Here is a 16,701-nt window from a genome sequence, read left to right as displayed (position 1 = left end):
TGTCAGTTCACGGCACGGCTTTCACGAAGTCTGAAAGCCGGGGGGCGTGAGGTGCGTGGGGCGCCGACGTGGTGCGGGCGCCCACGTCGCCATCGAGGGGTGCGTGCCGAGACGAGAACCGGAAGGCCAGGCGAACCCGCCGCCGCAGGGCGCCCAGGCCACGGCGAGGGCCGGGGCGGCAGGGCGGATGAACGGTGCGCGGCGGGTCATGCGGTCGCTGGGGGGTTTACTTGTTGGCGGCGTCGGCCGCGGCGCGCTGCTTTTCGTGGACACAGTTGTCCACCAGGCGGCGACCAGCCTTCACGTCCATCAGCATCGACTTGTTGGCGATCTGCAGCAGCAGGGTCTTGCCGGTCACGTCTTCGAGGCGCAGCGCGCCGGTGGACGACAGCACGGGCTTCATCGTGTAGACGGCCTTGCCAAACTTCACATCGACGTAGCCGGGGGCCTTGGGGTTGATCGACACGTCGATCGACTGCTTGAATTCGCAGTCGTACAGGCCGTAGTGCGTGTACTCGGCGGCTTGCAGCTGGGCCTGGTCGGCAGCCGGCAAAGCCTTTTCGACCTTCTTGCCCTTGGCCGCGGCGGGTTTGGCGGCGGCGGGCTTCGGCGCCGGAGCCGATTGCGCGAGGACGCTGGCGCTGGTGAATGCGAAAGCTGCGGCAAGCACGACGGAACGGATCATGGAGTGACTCCAAGGGTTGAAGGGGCTCCGATTGTGGAATGCCGCTTACAGGTGTCTTCCGTCGGTCTGGCCCCGTTTGCAACAAATTGCACCCAGCCCCGAATGGCCGCCACGCGCAGGGCCGGGCGGGTCAGACGGGCCTCACCCTCGGTGGCGCGCAAGCGGCGAAGGCCCCCGTGAGTGAAGTCACAAACATAGGCGGTGGCCGCGCGCTTGTCATGGGCGAGCGCGTGATAGCCGCCGGACGTCAGCGCACCGCCGTGCTGAAACATTTGATTGACACCCGGCACCGTGCCATGCGGCGTCCTACCCACACAGCGGTTCATGCGCGGGCCTCGTCGCCGAAGAACGCGAGCGCCACTTCTTGCGGCAGCGGCTGGCCGGTGCGCCGGGCGCGGTCGAGCACATGCCAGAAGTAGCGGTAGCTCGCGCGGTCGTGCAGCGTGTCGCGGTGGCTGATGGGGGCCCAGTTCGCGGCTTGCGCGGCCAGCAGGATCTCGATCGCCTGGTCGGTTTCGGCCACGGTGGGCGCGAAGGCTTCGACGATGGGACGGATCTGGTCGGGGTGGATGCTCCACATCCGCAGGTAGCCCAACTGGCGCGCGGCGCGCGTGGCAGCGGCCTGCAGCAGGTCGAGCTTCTTGAATTCGGTGACGACGCAGTGCGACGGCGTCTTGCCATGGGCGTGGCAGGCGGCCGAGATCTCGACCTTGGCCCGCACCACCAGCGGATGCTCGAACTGCCCCTGGGCGCTCATGCCGGCCTGGGGAATGGCCCCCCGGTGCGCTGAGACGAAATCCATCAGGCCGAACGACAGCGACTCGATGCGCGGGTGCGCGGCGATGGCGTGCACCTCGTGCAGCGCGCCGTGGGTTTCGATCAGCGCGTGGATGGGCAACGGGTGCGTCTGGCCGTGCGCTGCACGCTGGCGGTCGATTTCGGTGATGCCGGCCTGCAACTGCGCGGCGCTCGCGACCTTGGGCACCATCAGGTAGGCCAGGCGCGTGCCGGCACGGCCGACCAGGGTGGCCACGTCGTCGGCGAAGGCCGGGTGATCGACCGGGTGCACCCGGGCCCCCACGCGGTCGTGCACGTTGCGCGGCGACATCGCCAGCTCGGCCACCAGGTGCGCGTGCTCGGCCTCGCCGCCGACGGGGGCGCCGTCTTCGCAGTCGAGCGTCACGTCGAACACCGGGCCCAGCTCGGCCTGCAGCTGCAGGCTCTTGTGCATGCGTGCCTCGACGCCCGAGTAGTGGTCGCAGACGGGCAGCGACGGCGCCGTTTCACCGGCGTCGAACAACGCTTCGCAGGGATGCACAGCGGCTGCGGTCATGGACACAGGGGCGAAGGGCAGGCGGGGCGGAGTCGAAAAAAAGGCCAGCATGCAAAGCGTGCCGGCCTTTGGTTTGCGGCGCCCGCAGGCGCCGCGGGCCGTTCAGGGGCCGATTTACAGCAGGTGCTTGACGCCGTCTTGCTCTTCTTGCAGCTCGGCCAGCGTCTTGTTGATGCACTCTTGCGAGAAGGCGTCGATGCTCAGGCCTTCGACCAGCTTGTACTCGCCGCCTTCGCAGGTGACGGGGTAGCCGAACATGACGTCCTTCGGGATGCCGTATTCGCCGTTCGACGGCACACCCATCGTGACCCACTTGCCGTTGGTGCCCAGGGCCCAGTCACGCATGTGGTCGATGGCGGCGTTGGCGGCCGAAGCGGCCGACGACACGCCGCGGGCGGCGATGATGGCTGCGCCGCGCTTGCCGACGGTCGGCAGGAAGGTGTCACGGTTCCACACGTCGTCGTTGATCATGTCCTTGACCGACTTGCCTTCGATGGTGGCGAAGCGGTAGTCGGCGTACATGGTGGGCGAGTGGTTGCCCCACACGGCAAGCTTCTCGATGGCCGACACCGGCTTGCCGGTCTTGGCAGCGATCTGGCTCAGCGCGCGGTTGTGGTCCAGGCGCAGCATGGCGGTGAAGTTCTTGCGCGGCAGGTCGGGGGCCGACTTCATCGCGATGTAGGCGTTGGTGTTGGCGGGGTTGCCGACGACCAGCACCTTGACGTTGCGCGAGGCCACGGCGTTCAGGGCCTTGCCCTGGGCGGTGAAGATCTGGGCGTTGGCCGAGAGCAGGTCCTTGCGTTCCATGCCGGGGCCGCGGGGGCGGGCGCCGACGAGCAGGGCGTAGTCGGTGTCCTTGAAGGCGGTCATCGGGTCGCTGTGCGCTTCGATGCCGGCCAGCAGCGGGAAGGCGCAGTCGTCGAGTTCCATGATCACGCCCTTGAGCGCGTTCTGGGCCTTCTCGTCGGGGATTTCGAGCAGCTGCAGGATGACCGGCTGGTCTTTGCCCAGCATTTCGCCCGAGGCGATGCGGAACAGGAGGGCATAGCCGATTTGGCCAGCAGCGCCGGTGACGGCGACGCGAACGGGTTTCTTGCTCATGGAAGACTCCGAAGGGGTTCGAGGATGAAAGAAAACTGATGGCGCGCCGAGGTGCGCTGGCCGAGCCAAGCCCGCTAGTTTAAAAGAGTCTAGGGGGCAACCCGTAGGGCGTCAAGACTCTTATGTCTTATATAAGACATCTTGCATGCGACGCATGGACGGCGCTGTTCGGCTGTGCTGCAATCGTGGTCATGGTCACCTCGCTCACTCCTGTCGGCTTGCCTTCGATGGCCGATGTCGCCCCCAGCGGCGAGGTGGGCGGGCCCGCGTTCAGCCCGCTGTACCAGCAGATCAAGTCGCTGATCACGCGCAGCCTCCAGTCGGGCGAATGGAAGCCGGGCGAGGCCATTCCGAGCGAACTGGAGCTGGCGGCCCGCTACAAGGTCAGCCAGGGCACGGTGCGCAAGGCGATCGACGCCTTGTCCGACGAAAACCTGCTCGTGCGCCGCCAGGGCAAAGGCACCTTCGTTGCGACGCATTCCGAGCAGAAGATTCAGTTCCGCTTTCTGCGTCTGACGCCCGACGACGGCCAGACCGGTGGCATGGAGCGCCGCTTCATCGATTGCCGCCGCCTGCGCGCGCCGGCTGAAATCGCACGCGCGCTCGAATTGAAGTCGGGCGACCCGGTGGTGCAGGTGCGTCGTGTGCTGCACTTTCGCGGCACCCCGGTCATCCTCGACGACATCTGGCTGCCCGGGCATTTGTTCAAGGGTCTGACGGCCGAGCGCCTGAGCGAGTACAAAGGCCCGATGTACGGTCTCTTCGAGACCGAGTTCGGGGTGCGCATGATTCGCGCCGAAGAACAGTTGCGTGCCGTGGCAGCCGATGCCGCCGCGGCCGAGTTGCTCCACCTGCCGGTGGGGTCGCCGCTTTTGAGTGTGGAGCGGCTGTCACGCACCTACGACGACAAGCCGGTGGAATGGCGACGCGGGCTCTACAACACGCAGTCGCATTACTACCGCAATGAGCTGAGTTAGTGGTCCTTCGTGCATGCGGTGTCGCCCCTAAGACGGGCGTCGCTGGTGCGTTGCAATAAAATCCTTCGGTTTCATCTGGATTTCACAAGGTTGGGTATGGCAGAGATCGCAAAGAAAAGACCAGGCACCATGCGTCTCATCGACGCGACTCAATACCGGCTTCCGGCCGCGGGTTGGGTGTCCATCCTCCATCGCGTGAGCGGCGTGCTGATGTTTGCGCTGCTGCCGTTCATCATCTGGATGCTCGACACCAGCCTGACCTCTGAAATCTCGTACAGCGTCTTCACCAGCGCCTTCATCGGCGGTATCTGGGTGTTTCCGGCGTGGTTCCTCAAGCTCGTGGTGCTGGCGCTGATCTGGGCCTATCTGCATCACTTCATCGCCGGTCTGCGCCACCTCTGGATGGACGTGACCCACTCGGTCAGCAAAGAGTTCGGTGCGAACTCGGCGGTCTTCACGCTCGCCGTCAGCGTGATCCTGACCCTGGCGCTGGGCTACAAGCTCTTCTTTTGAGTCGTCCTCCTGAGGCAAATCCCAACATGACACAGAACTTTGGTTCCAAGCGCGTCGTGGTCGGCGCGCACTACGGCCTGCGAGACTGGCTCGCCCAGCGCGCCACGGCGCTGGTGATGGCGCTTTTCACCCTGGTCCTCATCGTCCAGGTGCTGCTGCCGGGCGAGATGGGTTACGACAAGTGGGCTGGCATCTTCTCGGCCCAGTGGATGAAGGTGCTGACCTTCACCGTGATCATCGCCCTGGCCTACCACGTGTGGGTTGGCATGCGCGATGTGTTCATGGATTACGTGCAGCCCGTCGTCGTGCGGCTGGTGCTTCAAGTGGCCACCATCGTGTGGCTGGTGGGTTGTGCCGGTTGGGCGATCCAGGTGTTGTGGAGACTGTGAACGTGAGCTCAACCTCTTCTCTTTCCAAGCGCAAGTTCGACGTCGTCATCGTCGGTGCCGGTGGCTCCGGCATGCGCGCCTCGCTGCAACTGTCGCTCGCCGGCCTGAACGTGGCCGTGCTGTCGAAGGTGTTCCCGACCCGTTCGCACACGGTCGCCGCGCAAGGCGGCATCGGTGCCTCGCTCGGCAACATGAGCGAAGACAACTGGCACTACCACTTCTTCGACACGGTGAAGGGCTCCGACTGGCTGGGCGACCAGGACGCCATCGAGTTCATGTGCCGTGAGGCGCCCAAGGTCGTCTACGAGCTTGAGCACTTCGGCATGCCCTTCGACCGCAACGCCGACGGCACCATCTACCAGCGCCCGTTCGGCGGCCACACCGCCAACTACGGCGAGAAGCCCGTGCAGCGCGCCTGCGCCGCGGCCGACCGCACTGGCCACGCGATGCTGCACACGCTGTACCAGCAAAACGTGAAGGCCCGCACGCAGTTCTTCGTCGAGTGGATGGCGCTCGACCTGATCCGTGACGCCTCGGGCGACGTGGTCGGCGTGACCGCGCTCGAAATGGAAACGGGCGAAGTCTTCATCCTCGAAGCCAAGACCGTGCTGCTCGCAACAGGCGGGGCAGGACGCATCTTCGCGGCCTCCACCAACGCCTTCATCAACACCGGCGATGGCCTGGGCATGGCGGCGCGTGCGGGCATTCCGCTCGAAGACATGGAGTTCTGGCAGTTCCACCCGACCGGCGTGGCCGGCGCCGGCGTGCTGCTGACTGAAGGCTGCCGCGGCGAGGGCGCGATTCTGCGCAACTGCAACGGCGAACGCTTCATGGAGCGTTACGCGCCGACGCTGAAGGACCTGGCCCCGCGTGACTTCGTCTCGCGCTGCATGGACCAGGAAATCAAGGAAGGCCGTGGCTGCGGGCCGAACAAGGACTACGTCGTCCTCGACATGACCCACCTGGGCGCCGAGACGATCATGAAGCGCCTGCCGTCGGTCTTCGAGATCGGGCACAACTTCGCCAACGTGGACATCACGAAGGAGCCGATCCCCGTGGTGCCGACCATCCATTACCAGATGGGTGGCATTCCGACCAACGTGCACGGCCAGGTGGTGGTGCCCAATGGCGAGAAACCCAACGCGGTGATCAACGGCCTCTACGCCGTCGGCGAATGCGCCTGCGTGAGCGTGCACGGCGCGAACCGCCTGGGCACGAACTCGCTGCTCGATCTGCTGGTGTTCGGCCGCGCGGCCGGCAACCACATCGTCGAGAGCAACCTGAAGGCGCAGTCGCACAAGGAGCTGCCGAAGGACGCCGCCGACTACACGCTGTCGCGTCTGGCGAAGTACGAGACCAGCACCGGCGGCGAGTACGCGCAAGACGTGGCCAACGACATCCGTTCGACCATGCAGCAGCACGCTGGGGTGTTCCGCACCCAGGCGTCGATGGATGAAGGCGTCACCAAGATCAAAGCCGTGGCCGAGCGTGTGAAGAGCATCCACCTGGCCGACAAGTCCAAGGTGTTCAACACCGCGCGCGTCGAAGCGCTGGAAGTCGAAAACCTGATCGAAGTGGCGCTGGCCACGATGATCTCGGCGGCCGCCCGCAAGGAAAGCCGCGGCGCGCACACGGTCAACGACTACGGCGACAGCGCCCAGTACCCGAACGGTCGCAACGACACCGAGTGGATGAAGCACACCCTCTGGTACCGCGACGGCAACCGCCTCGACTACAAGCCGGTGAACTTGAAGCCGCTGACGGCCGAGTCGATCCCGCCCAAGGTTCGTTCCTTCTAATTTCTGCGTCAGGAATCCCTGTCATGACCAAGCGTGTTTTCCAGATTTACCGCTACGACCCGGACACCGACGCGAAGCCGCGCATGCAGACCATCGAGGTCGAACTCGACGGCAGCGAGCGCATGCTGCTCGACGCGTTGATGAAGCTGAAGGCGGTCGATCCGACGCTGAGCTTCCGCCGCTCGTGCCGTGAGGGCGTCTGCGGCTCCGACGCGATGAACATCAACGGCAAGAACGGCCTTGCGTGCCTGACCAACATGCGCACGCTGAAAGACCCGATCGTGCTGAAGCCGCTGCCCGGCCTGCCCGTGATCCGCGACCTGATCGTGGACATGACGCAGTTCTTCAAGCAGTACAACTCGATCAAGCCGTACCTCGTCAACGACACGCCTCCGCCCGACAAAGAGCGCCTGCAGTCGCCAGAAGAGCGCGATGAGCTGAACGGCCTGTACGAGTGCATCCTGTGCGCGAGCTGCTCGACGAGCTGCCCGAGCTTCTGGTGGAACCCCGACAAGTTCGTCGGCCCGGCTGGCCTGCTGCAGGCGTACCGCTTCATTGCCGATAGCCGCGACCAGGCCACGGGCGACCGCCTCGACAACCTCGAGGACCCGTACCGCCTGTTCCGTTGCCACACCATCATGAACTGCGTCGATGTGTGCCCGAAGGGTCTGAACCCCACCAAGGCCATTGGCAAGATCAAGGAATTGATGGTCCGCCGCGCCGTTTGAGGCATTCTGCGAACGCACCGTTTTCGAGCAACCCACGCACCGTCGATATGCAATCCGATCTGGTGGATGCACGCAGCCTGAGCAAACTCAAGTGGCGTTGTCGGCGTGGCCTGCTCGAGAACGACCTCTTCGTGGAGCGCTTTTTCGCCCGGCACGAATCGACTCTGACAGAGAATCAGGCCCAAGGCTTGCGGGCGCTGATGGAGCTGTCGGACAACGACCTTCTCGATTTGCTGCTTGCCCGCAAAGAACCCGAGGGTGATCTGGCCCAGCCCGACGTGATCGAAGTGCTGCGCCTGATGCGTACCCCGCAATGACCACAGCGTGTCTTTCTGGTTTGTTTTTTTCTAAGGAATGCCCATGACCCCGTCTGACGTGAAAGCCACCCTGTCGTTCTCCGATGGCAGCCCCGCCATGGAGCTGCCGGTCTACAAAGGCACGATCGGCCCCGACGTCATCGACATCCGCAAGCTGTACGCGCAGACCGGCAAGTTCACCTACGACCCGGGCTTCCTGTCCACCGCCGCTTGCCAATCGACCATCACCTACATCGACGGTGACAAGGGCGAGTTGCTGTACCGCGGCTACCCGATCGAGCAGCTCGCGACGAACTGCGACTTTCTCGAAACCTGCTACCTGCTGCTGAAGGGCGAACTGCCCAACGGTGACCAGAAGGCCGAGTTCGAGCAGACCGTCATGCGCCACACGATGGTCAACGAGCAGATGCAGTTCTTCCTGCGCGGTTTCCGTCGTGACGCTCACCCGATGGCCGTGATGACGGGCCTGGTCGGCGCGCTGTCGGCCTTCTATCACGACAGCACCGACATCAATAACCCGCAGCACCGCGAGATCGCGGCGATCCGCCTGATCGCCAAGATGCCCACGCTGGTGGCCATGGCCTACAAGTACGGCATCGGCCAGCCGTACATCTACCCGAAGAACGACCTGTCGTACGCCGGCAACTTCATGCGCATGATGTTCGCCACGCCGTGCGAGGAGTACCAGCAGAACGACGTGCTGACCCGCGCGATGGACCGCATCTTCATCTTGCACGCCGACCACGAACAGAACGCCTCGACCTCGACGGTGCGCCTGTGCGGCTCGTCGGGCACGAACCCGTTCGCCGCCATCGCCGCCGGCGTGGCCTGCCTGTGGGGCCCGGCGCACGGTGGTGCCAACGAAGCGGCACTGACCATGCTCGAAGACGTGCAGAAGATGGGCGGCGTCGAGAAGATCGGCGAGTTCATCAAGCAGGTCAAGGACAAGAACTCCAACGTCAAGCTGATGGGCTTCGGCCACCGGGTCTACAAGAACTACGACCCGCGCGCCAAGCTGATGCGCGAAACCTGCCACGAGGTGCTGGGCGCGCTGGGCCTGCAGAACGACCCGCTGTTCAAGCTGGCGATGGCGCTCGAGAAGATCGCCCTCGAAGACGACTACTTCGTGTCGCGCAAGCTGTACCCGAACGTCGATTTCTACTCGGGCATCGTGCAGCGCGCCATCGGCATCCCGGTGAGCCTGTTCACGGCCATCTTCGCTCTGGCCCGCACGGTCGGCTGGATCGCCCAGTTGAACGAGATGATCGGCGACCCCGAGTACAAGATCGGTCGCCCGCGCCAGCTATTCCACGGCTCGATCAAACGCGACGTCACCCCGATTTCGCAACGCGCCTGATCGCGCCTGGGAGCCGGCCCAGGCCGGCACCGAATCACGAGACCCCGGCAAATCGCCGGGGTTTTTGTTTACAAGCGCCTAAAATTCGCGTCTTTCCTCGCGCTTTCCCGGCGCTTCTCTGATCCGACGTTTTTTTGGCGTTTCTTCGCGAGCGAAACGCCAGCCAAGGACACCCCGCCATGGGCCGCACCCTCTACGACAAGATCTGGGACGAGCACGTCGTCCACACCGAAGACGATGGCACCGCCGTGCTCTACATCGACCGCCACCTGCTGCACGAGGTGACGAGCCCGCAGGCCTTCGAAGGCATCGGCCTGGCGGGCCGCAAGGTCTGGCGCCTGTCGGCCAACCTGGCGGTCAGCGACCACAACGTGCCGACCACCGACCGCTCGCAGGGCATCGCCGACCCGATCTCGCGCCTGCAGGTCGATACGCTCGACGCGAACTGCGACCGCTTCGGCATCACGCAGTTCAAGATGAGCGACAAGCGCCAGGGCATCGTCCACGTGATCGGCCCGGAGCAGGGCGCCACACTGCCCGGCATGACGGTGGTCTGCGGTGACTCGCACACCTCGACGCACGGCGCGTTCGGCGCGCTTGCGCACGGCATCGGCACCAGCGAGGTCGAGCACGTGCTGGCCACGCAGACGCTCTTGGCGCGCAAGGCCAAGAACATGCTGGTGAAGGTCGAGGGCCAACTGCCCAAGGGCTGCAGCGCGAAGGACATCGTGCTCGCCATCATCGGCAAGATCGGCACGGCCGGCGGCACGGGCTACACCATCGAATTCGCCGGCTCGGCCATGCGTGCGCTCAGCATGGAAGGTCGCATGACGGTGTGCAACATGGCCATCGAAGCCGGCGCGCGTGCCGGCCTGGTGGCGGTGGACGACACCACGATCAACTACGTCAAGGGCCGCCCGTTCACGCCGAGTGGCGTCGAATGGGAGCAGGCCGTCACCTACTGGCGCACGCTGCACAGCGACGCCGACGCCAAGTTCGATACCGTGGTCGAGCTGGATGCCGCACAGATCCGCCCGCAGGTCACCTGGGGCACCTCACCCGAGATGGTGCTGTCGATCGAAGACCGCGTGCCCGACCCCGACCGCGAGAAGGATCCGAACAAGCGCGGCGCGATGGAACGTGCGCTGCAGTACATGGCGCTGGAGCCCAACAAGCCCATCACCGACATCCGCATCGACAAGGTCTTCATCGGCTCGTGCACGAATTCGCGCATCGAAGACATGCGCGAAGCCGCCGCCGTGGTGCGCCGCCTGGGCGGCAAGATCGCGTCGAACGTGAAGCTCGCGCTGGTGGTGCCGGGCTCGGGCCTGGTGAAAGAGCAGGCCGAGCGCGAAGGCCTCGACGTCGTCTTCAAGAACGCCGGTTTCGAATGGCGTGAGCCGGGCTGCTCGATGTGCCTGGCGATGAACGCCGACCGGCTGGAGCCGGGTGAACGTTGCGCCTCGACCTCGAACCGCAACTTCGAAGGCCGCCAAGGTGCCGGTGGCCGCACCCACCTCGTGAGCCCCGCGATGGCTGCCGCCGCCGCCATCGAAGGCCACTTCGTCGACGTGCGCCGCATCGCCTGAGGCCGAAAGGAAAGACCCCCATGCAAGCCTTCCGCATCCACAAGGGCCTGGTCGCGCCGCTCGACCGCGAGAACGTCGATACCGACGCGATCATCCCGAAGCAGTTCCTGAAGTCGATCAAGCGCTCGGGCTTCGGTCCCAACCTGTTCGACGAGTGGCGCTACCTCGACCACGGCGAGCCCGGGCAAGACCCGGCCACGCGCAAGCCGAACCCCGACTTCGTGCTGAACCAGCCGCGCTACAAGGGCGCCTCGGTGCTGCTGACGCGCCAGAACTTTGGCTGCGGCTCGTCGCGCGAGCACGCGCCCTGGGCGCTCGACCAGTACGGCTTCCGCGCCATCCTCGCGCCGAGCTATGCCGACATCTTCTTCAACAACAGCTTCAAGAACGGCCTGCTGCCCATCGTGCTGCCCGAGCCAGTCATCGACCGCTTGTTCGACGAGGTGAATGCCTTCGTCGGCTACGAGCTGACGGTCGATCTGGAGCGCCAGGTCGTCATCAAGCCCGATGGCGCCGAGCTGCCGTTCGAGATCGCGTCGTTCCGCAAGTACTGCCTGGTGAACGGCTTCGACGACATCGGCCTCACGCTGCGCCACGCCGACAAGATCAAGGCCTATGAAGCCGAGCGTTTGCTGCAAAAGCCCTGGCTCGCGCACTCGCTGTGATCCGCCTTTTTTGAAGACTTGAAGAAAGACCTCTTGTGAAGATTGCGATCCTGCCGGGCGACGGCATCGGCACCGAAATCGTGGCCGAGGCCGTGAAGGCCTTGAACTGCCTCGACCTCCAGTTCGAGATGGAAGAAGCGAAGGTCGGCGGTGCTGCCTACGAGGCGCACGGCCACCCGCTGCCCGAGGCCACGCTGAACCTCGCCAAGAGCGCCGACGCGGTGCTGTTCGGCGCGGTCGGTGACTGGAAGTACGACAAGCTCGACCGCCCGTTGCGGCCCGAGCAGGCCATCCTCGGCCTGCGCAAGAACCTCGAGTTGTTCGCCAACTTCCGCCCGGCCATTTGCTATGAAGAACTGACCCACGCCTCGTCGCTCAAGCCCGAGTTGGTGGCCGGCCTCGACCTGCTGATCATTCGCGAGCTGACCGGTGACATCTACTTCGGCCAGCCGCGCGGCCGCCGCCAGTCGCCCGATGGCGCCTTCCAGGGGGCCGACGAAGCCTTCGACACGATGCGCTACTCGCGCCCCGAGATCGAACGCATTGCGCACGTGGCTTTCCAGGCCGCACGCAAGCGCAGCAAGAAGGTCTTGAGCGTGGACAAGGCCAACGTGCTTGAAACCTTCCAGTTCTGGCGCGACGTGGTCACCGAGGTGCACGCGCAGTACCCCGACATCGAACTCGAACACATGTACGTGGACAACGCCGCGATGCAGCTCGTGAAGGCCCCGAAGCGGCTCGACGTGGTGGTCACCGGCAACATGTTCGGCGACATCCTCAGCGACGAAGCGGCCATGCTGACGGGCTCGATCGGCATGTTGCCCTCGGCCTCGCTGAACGCGAAGAACCAGGGCCTGTACGAGCCCAGCCACGGCTCGGCGCCCGACATCGCCGGCAAAGGCATCGCGAACCCACTGGCGACGATTCTTTCGGCCGCGATGATGCTGCGCTTCAGTCTCAACCAAGAAAAGGCGGCGCAGCGCATCGAAGCCGCCGTGAAGACGGTGCTGGCCAAAGGCCTGCGCACCGCCGATATTTACAGCGAAGGCACGACGAAGGTCGGCACGCGTGAGATGGGCGACGCAGTCGTCGCCGCGCTCAAGGCCCAGGGCTGAAGCGCGCAGCAAGAGTCACAACAATCGACTGAGCAGATAGGAACGACGATGACGACGAAACTGGTCGGCCTGGTGGGCTGGCGCGGCATGGTGGGTTCGGTCCTGATGGATCGCATGGCAGCCGAAGGCGACTTCGCGCTGATCGAACCCGTGTTCTTCAGCACCAGCAACGCGGGTGGCAAGGCCCCGGCGTTCGCCAAGAACGAGACCACGCTGAAAGACGGCTACGACATCGAGGCGCTCAAGCGCTGCGAGATCATCATCACCGCGCAGGGCGGTGACTACACGACCGAAGTCTTCCCGAAGCTGCGCGCCGCTGGCTGGAACGGCCACTGGATCGACGCCGCCTCGACGCTGCGCATGAAAGACGACGCGGTCATCGTGCTCGACCCCGTCAACCTGCCTGTCATCCAGAACGCGCTCAAGAGCGGCGGCAAGAACTGGATCGGCGGCAACTGCACGGTCAGCTGCATGCTGATGGGCGTGGGCGCGCTGTACAAGGCCGGGCTCGTCGAGTGGATGAGCACGCAGACCTACCAGGCCGCGTCAGGCGGTGGCGCGCAGCACATGCGCGAGTTGCTGACGCAGTTCGGCACGCTGAACGCCGAGGTCAAGGGCCTGCTCGACGACCCGAAGAGCGCCATCCTCGACATCGACCGCCAGATCATCGGCAAGCAGCGTGCGCTGACCGAGGCCGAGACGGCCAACTTCGGCGTGCCGCTGGGTGGCTCACTGATCCCGTGGATCGACAAGGATCTGGGCAACGGCACCAGCAAGGAAGAGTGGAAGGGCGGCGCCGAGACCAACAAGATCCTCGGCCAGGGCGAAGGCTTCGGCACGCCCGCGACGCCGGTCGATGGCTTCTGCGTGCGCATCGGCGCGATGCGTTGCCACAGCCAGGCGCTGATGTTCAAGCTCAAGAAAGACGTGCCGCTGGCCGACATCGAAGCGATGATCGCCGCCGACAACGCCTGGGTGAAGGTGGTGCCGAACACGCGTGAAGCGACGATCCGCGACCTCACGCCGGTGGCGGTGACGGGCACGCTGACGATTCCCGTGGGCCGGCTGCGCAAGATGGCGATGGGCCCCGAGTACCTGGGCGCGTTCACCATCGGTGACCAGTTGTTGTGGGGCGCGGCCGAACCGCTGCGCCGCATGCTGCGCATCTTGCTTGAGGCTTGACGCGCGTTAAGCCGCCGGGCAGGGCGGTGGCACGTTGTTCGGGTGCAACGAAGGGCTGCTCCTGAACCCGAGGTTACGCAGTGGCGGCTAACGTCAGCCATTGCATGAGCTTGTCACCGTATCTGCTTGATGTTATTGTGTTTTCTACATTTTTCCGCCGAGGGTGCAGATGACGAGTCTCCGCGGCAACGTCCTTCAGCCCGGGGTCTCGCTCAGCCCCGCACCGTCCAATCGGGAGACGCCTTGAAGAAAAAGTCGCAATTCGCAGGGCGAATCGCTCTGACCGCGGTCGCTTTGGCCGCGATGGGATGGGCCAACAGCGCTTATGCGCTGGGCCTCGGGCGCTTGAATGTGCAGTCGGCGCTGGGCGAAACGCTCCGCGCTGAAATCGCCATCACCAGCATCACGCCCGAGGAAGAAAGCAACCTGCGCATTCGCGTGGCGCCGCCCGAGTCCTATCGGGCCGCGGGCGTTGACTACAACATCGTGCTGCCCAGCACGAAGGTCGAACTGCAGCGCCGCACCGATGGCCGCCCGTACCTTCGCATCAGCAGCGACCGGGCGGTGCAAGAGCCGTTCGTGGACGTGATCCTCGAAATTTCGTGGAACACCGGCCGCCTCGTCCGCGAATACACGCTGTTGTTCGATCCACCGAACACGCGCACCGCGCAGACGCCGGCTCCAGCGCCGGCCACCGCACCCTCGTTCAGCCCCGCGCCGGTTGAAGCGCCTGCACCGCGGGCCGAGCGCCGGCCCGCCCCGGCACCCGCGCCGCGCCCCGCTGCGGCACCCGCCGAGACACCCGCACCGAGCGAGCCGCGCTCGACGGCCGCCCGCCCGGCGCCGGCGGCATCGGCGAATGTTGACGAGTACCGTGTGCGCTCCGGTGACACGCTTTCCCGCATCGCTGGCCGCACGCAGCGCGCAGGCGTGTCGCTCGACCAGATGCTGGTGGCGCTGTACCAGAACAACCCCGATGCCTTCGTCGGCAACAACATGAACCGGCTCAAGTCGGGCGTGGTGCTGTCGGTGCCCTCGGGCGACGCGGTCAAGGCGGTGACGCCGGCCGAAGCGCGTCAGGTCATCCAGGCACAAAGCGCCGATTTCGGCGCGTACCGCCAGCGCCTGGCGAGCGGCGTGCCCGAAACCAAGGCCGAATCGGCCTCGCGTCAGGCGGGTGGCAAGGTGCAGAGCGCGGTCGAAGACCGCAAGCAAGCCGCTGCCGCTGCGCCCGACAAGCTCACCTTGAGCAAGGGCAGTGCGAAGGCCTCGGCGCCTGAAGAAAAGGTGTCGAAGCAGCTCGAAAAGAAAGACACGCAGACGCGTGTGGCCGAGTTGTCGCGCAACGTCGAAGAGTTGCGCAAGCTGTCGTCGGCCGCATCCGCCGCTTCGGGCACGGGCAAGGGCGCCGCGAAGGCGCCGGCGCCTGCCGTGACCCCGCCGGCTCCGGTGGTGGCTGCCGCGCCGGTGGCTCCGCCGCCCCCGCCGCCGCCCCCGCCGCCCCCGCCGCCCCCGCCGCCTGTGGCTTCGGCCCCAGCGCCTGTGGTCCCTGAGCCCGTGGTCCCTGAGCCCGTGGTCGCAAGTGCCCCCGTGGTTGCGAGCGCGCCGGTGCTGGTGGCCAGCGCGGTCGAGGCCGCCAGTGCCCCGGTGGTGGTCGCGTCCGCTCCGCTGCCCGTGCCTGCCCCTGCGCCGGCCCCGATCGAAGAGCCGGGCATGCTGTCGAGCCTGATCGAAGACAACCCGCTGGCCCTGGCGCTCGGCGGCGGTCTGCTGGCCTTGCTGATCGGCTTCGGCATCTACCGCTTCACCAAGCGTTCGAAGAAGGACAGCGGCGAGACCTCGTTCCTCGAAAGTCGCCTGCAACCCGACTCGTTCTTCGGTGCGAGCGGCGGCCAGCGCATCGACACGCGCGACGCCGGCGGTGCCTCGTCGTCGATGAGCTATTCGCTCAGCCAGCTCGACGCCATCGGCGATGTGGACCCGGTGGCCGAAGCCGACGTGTACCTCGCCTATGGTCGCGACCTGCAGGCCGAAGAAATCCTCAAGGAAGCGATGCGTGCGACGCCAGACCGCCTGGCCATCCGCACCAAGCTGCTCGAGGTGTACGCCAAGCGCCGCGACACCAAGGGCTTCGAGCTCCTGGCCACGCAGCTGTTCGGCCTGACCAACGGCCAAGGCGAAGACTGGCTCAAGGCGCAAGAAATCGGTCGCCAGATCGACCCCGAGAACCCGCTGTACCAACCGGGCGGTGCGCCGGTCTCGACCGCGGGCGATGGTGGCCGTCCGTCCGAACTGCTCGGCGCGAGCACGATGCCGCAATCGGTGCTGCCATCGCCGTCCGAGTTCGGCAGCAGCGGTACGCCGTCGAGCGGCTTCGGCCCGAACTCGGGGGCTTCGGTCGATCTCGACCTGGACCTCGACACCTCGACGCCTGCCGCGAGCCCGGCGCCTTTCCACCAAGAGGCCACCCAGCCGCTGGCGCCTGCGCCGGTCGCTCCGGCTTCGCTGGATGAGCCGATGAGCTTCGACCTACCGCTCGACGCGCCGCCTGCTCCAGCGCCGGCACCGAAGGCTGCACCCGCACCCGCCCCGGCGTCGATGGATTTCGACCTGTCGTCGATTTCTCTCGACCTGGGTGGCGACACGACGGTGATCAAGCCGGTCGCACCGCCGCCGGCCGAGTCGGTGCCCGACTCCGACTTCGGTGCGCTGGACCTCGACTCGGCGATCCCGGACGACGATGCCGACCCGATCCACCGCAAGCTCGAACTGGCCGAAGAGTTCCGCCAGATCGGCGACATGGAAGGCGCCCGCGACCTGCTGCAAGAGGTGATTGCCAAGTCCAGCGGCAGCACCAAGTCGCGCGCCCAGGCGATGCTCGACACGCTGGGTTGATCGCCCACACCCCCAAGACGCCGCCGCTCACCCGGCGGCGTTTTTCTTTGACCTGA

Annotated in this window: 15 protein-coding genes; 12 read left to right on the top strand and 3 right to left on the bottom strand. The window is 65.7% G+C overall.

Annotation, left to right across the window (positions count from 1 at the left end):
* Positions 1–226: 226 nt before the first annotated feature.
* From AC1KAT_RS07870 to AC1KAT_RS07860, 3 genes are all read right to left on the bottom strand, one after another.
* Positions 227–685 (bottom strand): hypothetical protein, encoded by a 459-nt coding sequence (locus AC1KAT_RS07870; protein WP_480324530.1) that lies wholly within the window; start codon positions 683–685, stop codon positions 227–229.
* Positions 686–1,007: 322 nt separating this feature from the next.
* Entirely contained in the window at positions 1,008–2,018 is a 1,011-nt protein-coding gene (locus AC1KAT_RS07865) for an HpcH/HpaI aldolase/citrate lyase family protein (protein ID WP_480324528.1), read from the bottom strand.
* Between the two features lie 114 nt (positions 2,019–2,132).
* A complete protein-coding gene (locus tag AC1KAT_RS07860; RefSeq protein WP_480324526.1) occupies positions 2,133–3,119 on the bottom strand; it encodes a malate dehydrogenase in 987 nt (328 codons plus the stop codon).
* Positions 3,120–3,310: 191 nt separating this feature from the next.
* On the opposite strand from AC1KAT_RS07860, the gene AC1KAT_RS07855 reads away from it, so the two are divergent.
* The 12 genes from AC1KAT_RS07855 (at position 3,311) to AC1KAT_RS07800 (ending at position 16,645) form a co-directional block, all read left to right on the top strand.
* Entirely contained in the window at positions 3,311–4,096 is a 786-nt protein-coding gene (locus AC1KAT_RS07855) for a GntR family transcriptional regulator (RefSeq protein WP_480324524.1), read from the top strand.
* Positions 4,097–4,192: 96 nt separating this feature from the next.
* Positions 4,193–4,609 (top strand): succinate dehydrogenase, cytochrome b556 subunit, encoded by a 417-nt coding sequence (sdhC, locus tag AC1KAT_RS07850; protein ID WP_480324522.1) that lies wholly within the window; start codon positions 4,193–4,195, stop codon positions 4,607–4,609.
* A gap of 26 nt (positions 4,610–4,635) precedes the next feature.
* Positions 4,636–4,998: a succinate dehydrogenase, hydrophobic membrane anchor protein gene (sdhD, locus tag AC1KAT_RS07845; RefSeq protein ID WP_480324520.1), complete on the top strand. Its 363-nt coding sequence runs from the start codon at positions 4,636–4,638 to the stop codon at positions 4,996–4,998.
* 71 nt (positions 4,999–5,069) lie between these two features.
* A complete protein-coding gene (gene sdhA, locus AC1KAT_RS07840; protein WP_480326514.1) occupies positions 5,070–6,797 on the top strand; it encodes a succinate dehydrogenase flavoprotein subunit in 1,728 nt (575 codons plus the stop codon).
* A gap of 23 nt (positions 6,798–6,820) precedes the next feature.
* Positions 6,821–7,525 carry a succinate dehydrogenase iron-sulfur subunit gene (locus AC1KAT_RS07835; protein WP_480324518.1) on the top strand — a complete coding sequence of 235 codons (705 nt, stop codon included), beginning with the start codon at positions 6,821–6,823 and terminating at the stop codon, positions 7,523–7,525.
* Positions 7,526–7,572: 47 nt separating this feature from the next.
* On the top strand, positions 7,573–7,842 hold the full coding sequence (locus AC1KAT_RS07830; RefSeq protein WP_480324516.1) for an FAD assembly factor SdhE: 270 nt from the start codon (positions 7,573–7,575) through the stop codon (positions 7,840–7,842).
* A 43-nt stretch (positions 7,843–7,885) separates the two neighbouring features.
* On the top strand, positions 7,886–9,199 hold the full coding sequence (gltA, locus tag AC1KAT_RS07825) for a citrate synthase (RefSeq protein ID WP_480324514.1): 1,314 nt from the start codon (positions 7,886–7,888) through the stop codon (positions 9,197–9,199).
* A gap of 179 nt (positions 9,200–9,378) precedes the next feature.
* Entirely contained in the window at positions 9,379–10,788 is a 1,410-nt protein-coding gene (leuC, locus tag AC1KAT_RS07820; RefSeq protein WP_480324512.1) for a 3-isopropylmalate dehydratase large subunit, read from the top strand.
* Between the two features lie 20 nt (positions 10,789–10,808).
* Positions 10,809–11,453 carry a 3-isopropylmalate dehydratase small subunit gene (gene leuD / locus AC1KAT_RS07815; protein ID WP_480324510.1) on the top strand — a complete coding sequence of 215 codons (645 nt, stop codon included), beginning with the start codon at positions 10,809–10,811 and terminating at the stop codon, positions 11,451–11,453.
* 35 nt (positions 11,454–11,488) lie between these two features.
* Entirely contained in the window at positions 11,489–12,568 is a 1,080-nt protein-coding gene (gene leuB, locus AC1KAT_RS07810) for a 3-isopropylmalate dehydrogenase (protein ID WP_480324508.1), read from the top strand.
* 48 nt (positions 12,569–12,616) lie between these two features.
* Positions 12,617–13,750 (top strand): aspartate-semialdehyde dehydrogenase, encoded by a 1,134-nt coding sequence (gene asd, locus AC1KAT_RS07805; protein WP_480324506.1) that lies wholly within the window; start codon positions 12,617–12,619, stop codon positions 13,748–13,750.
* 243 nt (positions 13,751–13,993) lie between these two features.
* A complete protein-coding gene (locus tag AC1KAT_RS07800) occupies positions 13,994–16,645 on the top strand; it encodes a motility hub landmark protein FimV (protein ID WP_480324504.1) in 2,652 nt (883 codons plus the stop codon).
* Positions 16,646–16,701 lie beyond the last annotated feature (56 nt).

This window comes from Piscinibacter sp. PDB5-1 (assembly GCF_056676035.1).
Note: the sequence above shows the minus strand (reverse complement) of the source record. Positions and strands in the feature narration are given on the sequence as shown.

Bases quoted from the DNA above. Each gene is read 5' to 3' on its own strand.
- AC1KAT_RS07870 (WP_480324530.1), bottom strand. From the start codon at position 685: ATGATCCGTTCCGTCGTGCTTGCCGCAGCTTTCGCATTCACCAGCGCC.
- AC1KAT_RS07865 (WP_480324528.1), bottom strand. From the start codon at position 2,018: ATGACCGCAGCCGCTGTGCATCCCTGCGAAGCGTTGTTCGACGCCGGT.
- AC1KAT_RS07860 (WP_480324526.1), bottom strand. From the start codon at position 3,119: ATGAGCAAGAAACCCGTTCGCGTCGCCGTCACCGGCGCTGCTGGCCAA.
- AC1KAT_RS07855 (WP_480324524.1), top strand. From the start codon at position 3,311: ATGGTCACCTCGCTCACTCCTGTCGGCTTGCCTTCGATGGCCGATGTC.
- sdhC (WP_480324522.1), top strand. From the start codon at position 4,193: ATGGCAGAGATCGCAAAGAAAAGACCAGGCACCATGCGTCTCATCGAC.
- sdhD (WP_480324520.1), top strand. From the start codon at position 4,636: ATGACACAGAACTTTGGTTCCAAGCGCGTCGTGGTCGGCGCGCACTAC.
- sdhA (WP_480326514.1), top strand. From the start codon at position 5,070: ATGCGCGCCTCGCTGCAACTGTCGCTCGCCGGCCTGAACGTGGCCGTG.
- AC1KAT_RS07835 (WP_480324518.1), top strand. From the start codon at position 6,821: ATGACCAAGCGTGTTTTCCAGATTTACCGCTACGACCCGGACACCGAC.
- AC1KAT_RS07830 (WP_480324516.1), top strand. From the start codon at position 7,573: ATGCAATCCGATCTGGTGGATGCACGCAGCCTGAGCAAACTCAAGTGG.
- gltA (WP_480324514.1), top strand. From the start codon at position 7,886: ATGACCCCGTCTGACGTGAAAGCCACCCTGTCGTTCTCCGATGGCAGC.
- leuC (WP_480324512.1), top strand. From the start codon at position 9,379: ATGGGCCGCACCCTCTACGACAAGATCTGGGACGAGCACGTCGTCCAC.
- leuD (WP_480324510.1), top strand. From the start codon at position 10,809: ATGCAAGCCTTCCGCATCCACAAGGGCCTGGTCGCGCCGCTCGACCGC.
- asd (WP_480324506.1), top strand. From the start codon at position 12,617: ATGACGACGAAACTGGTCGGCCTGGTGGGCTGGCGCGGCATGGTGGGT.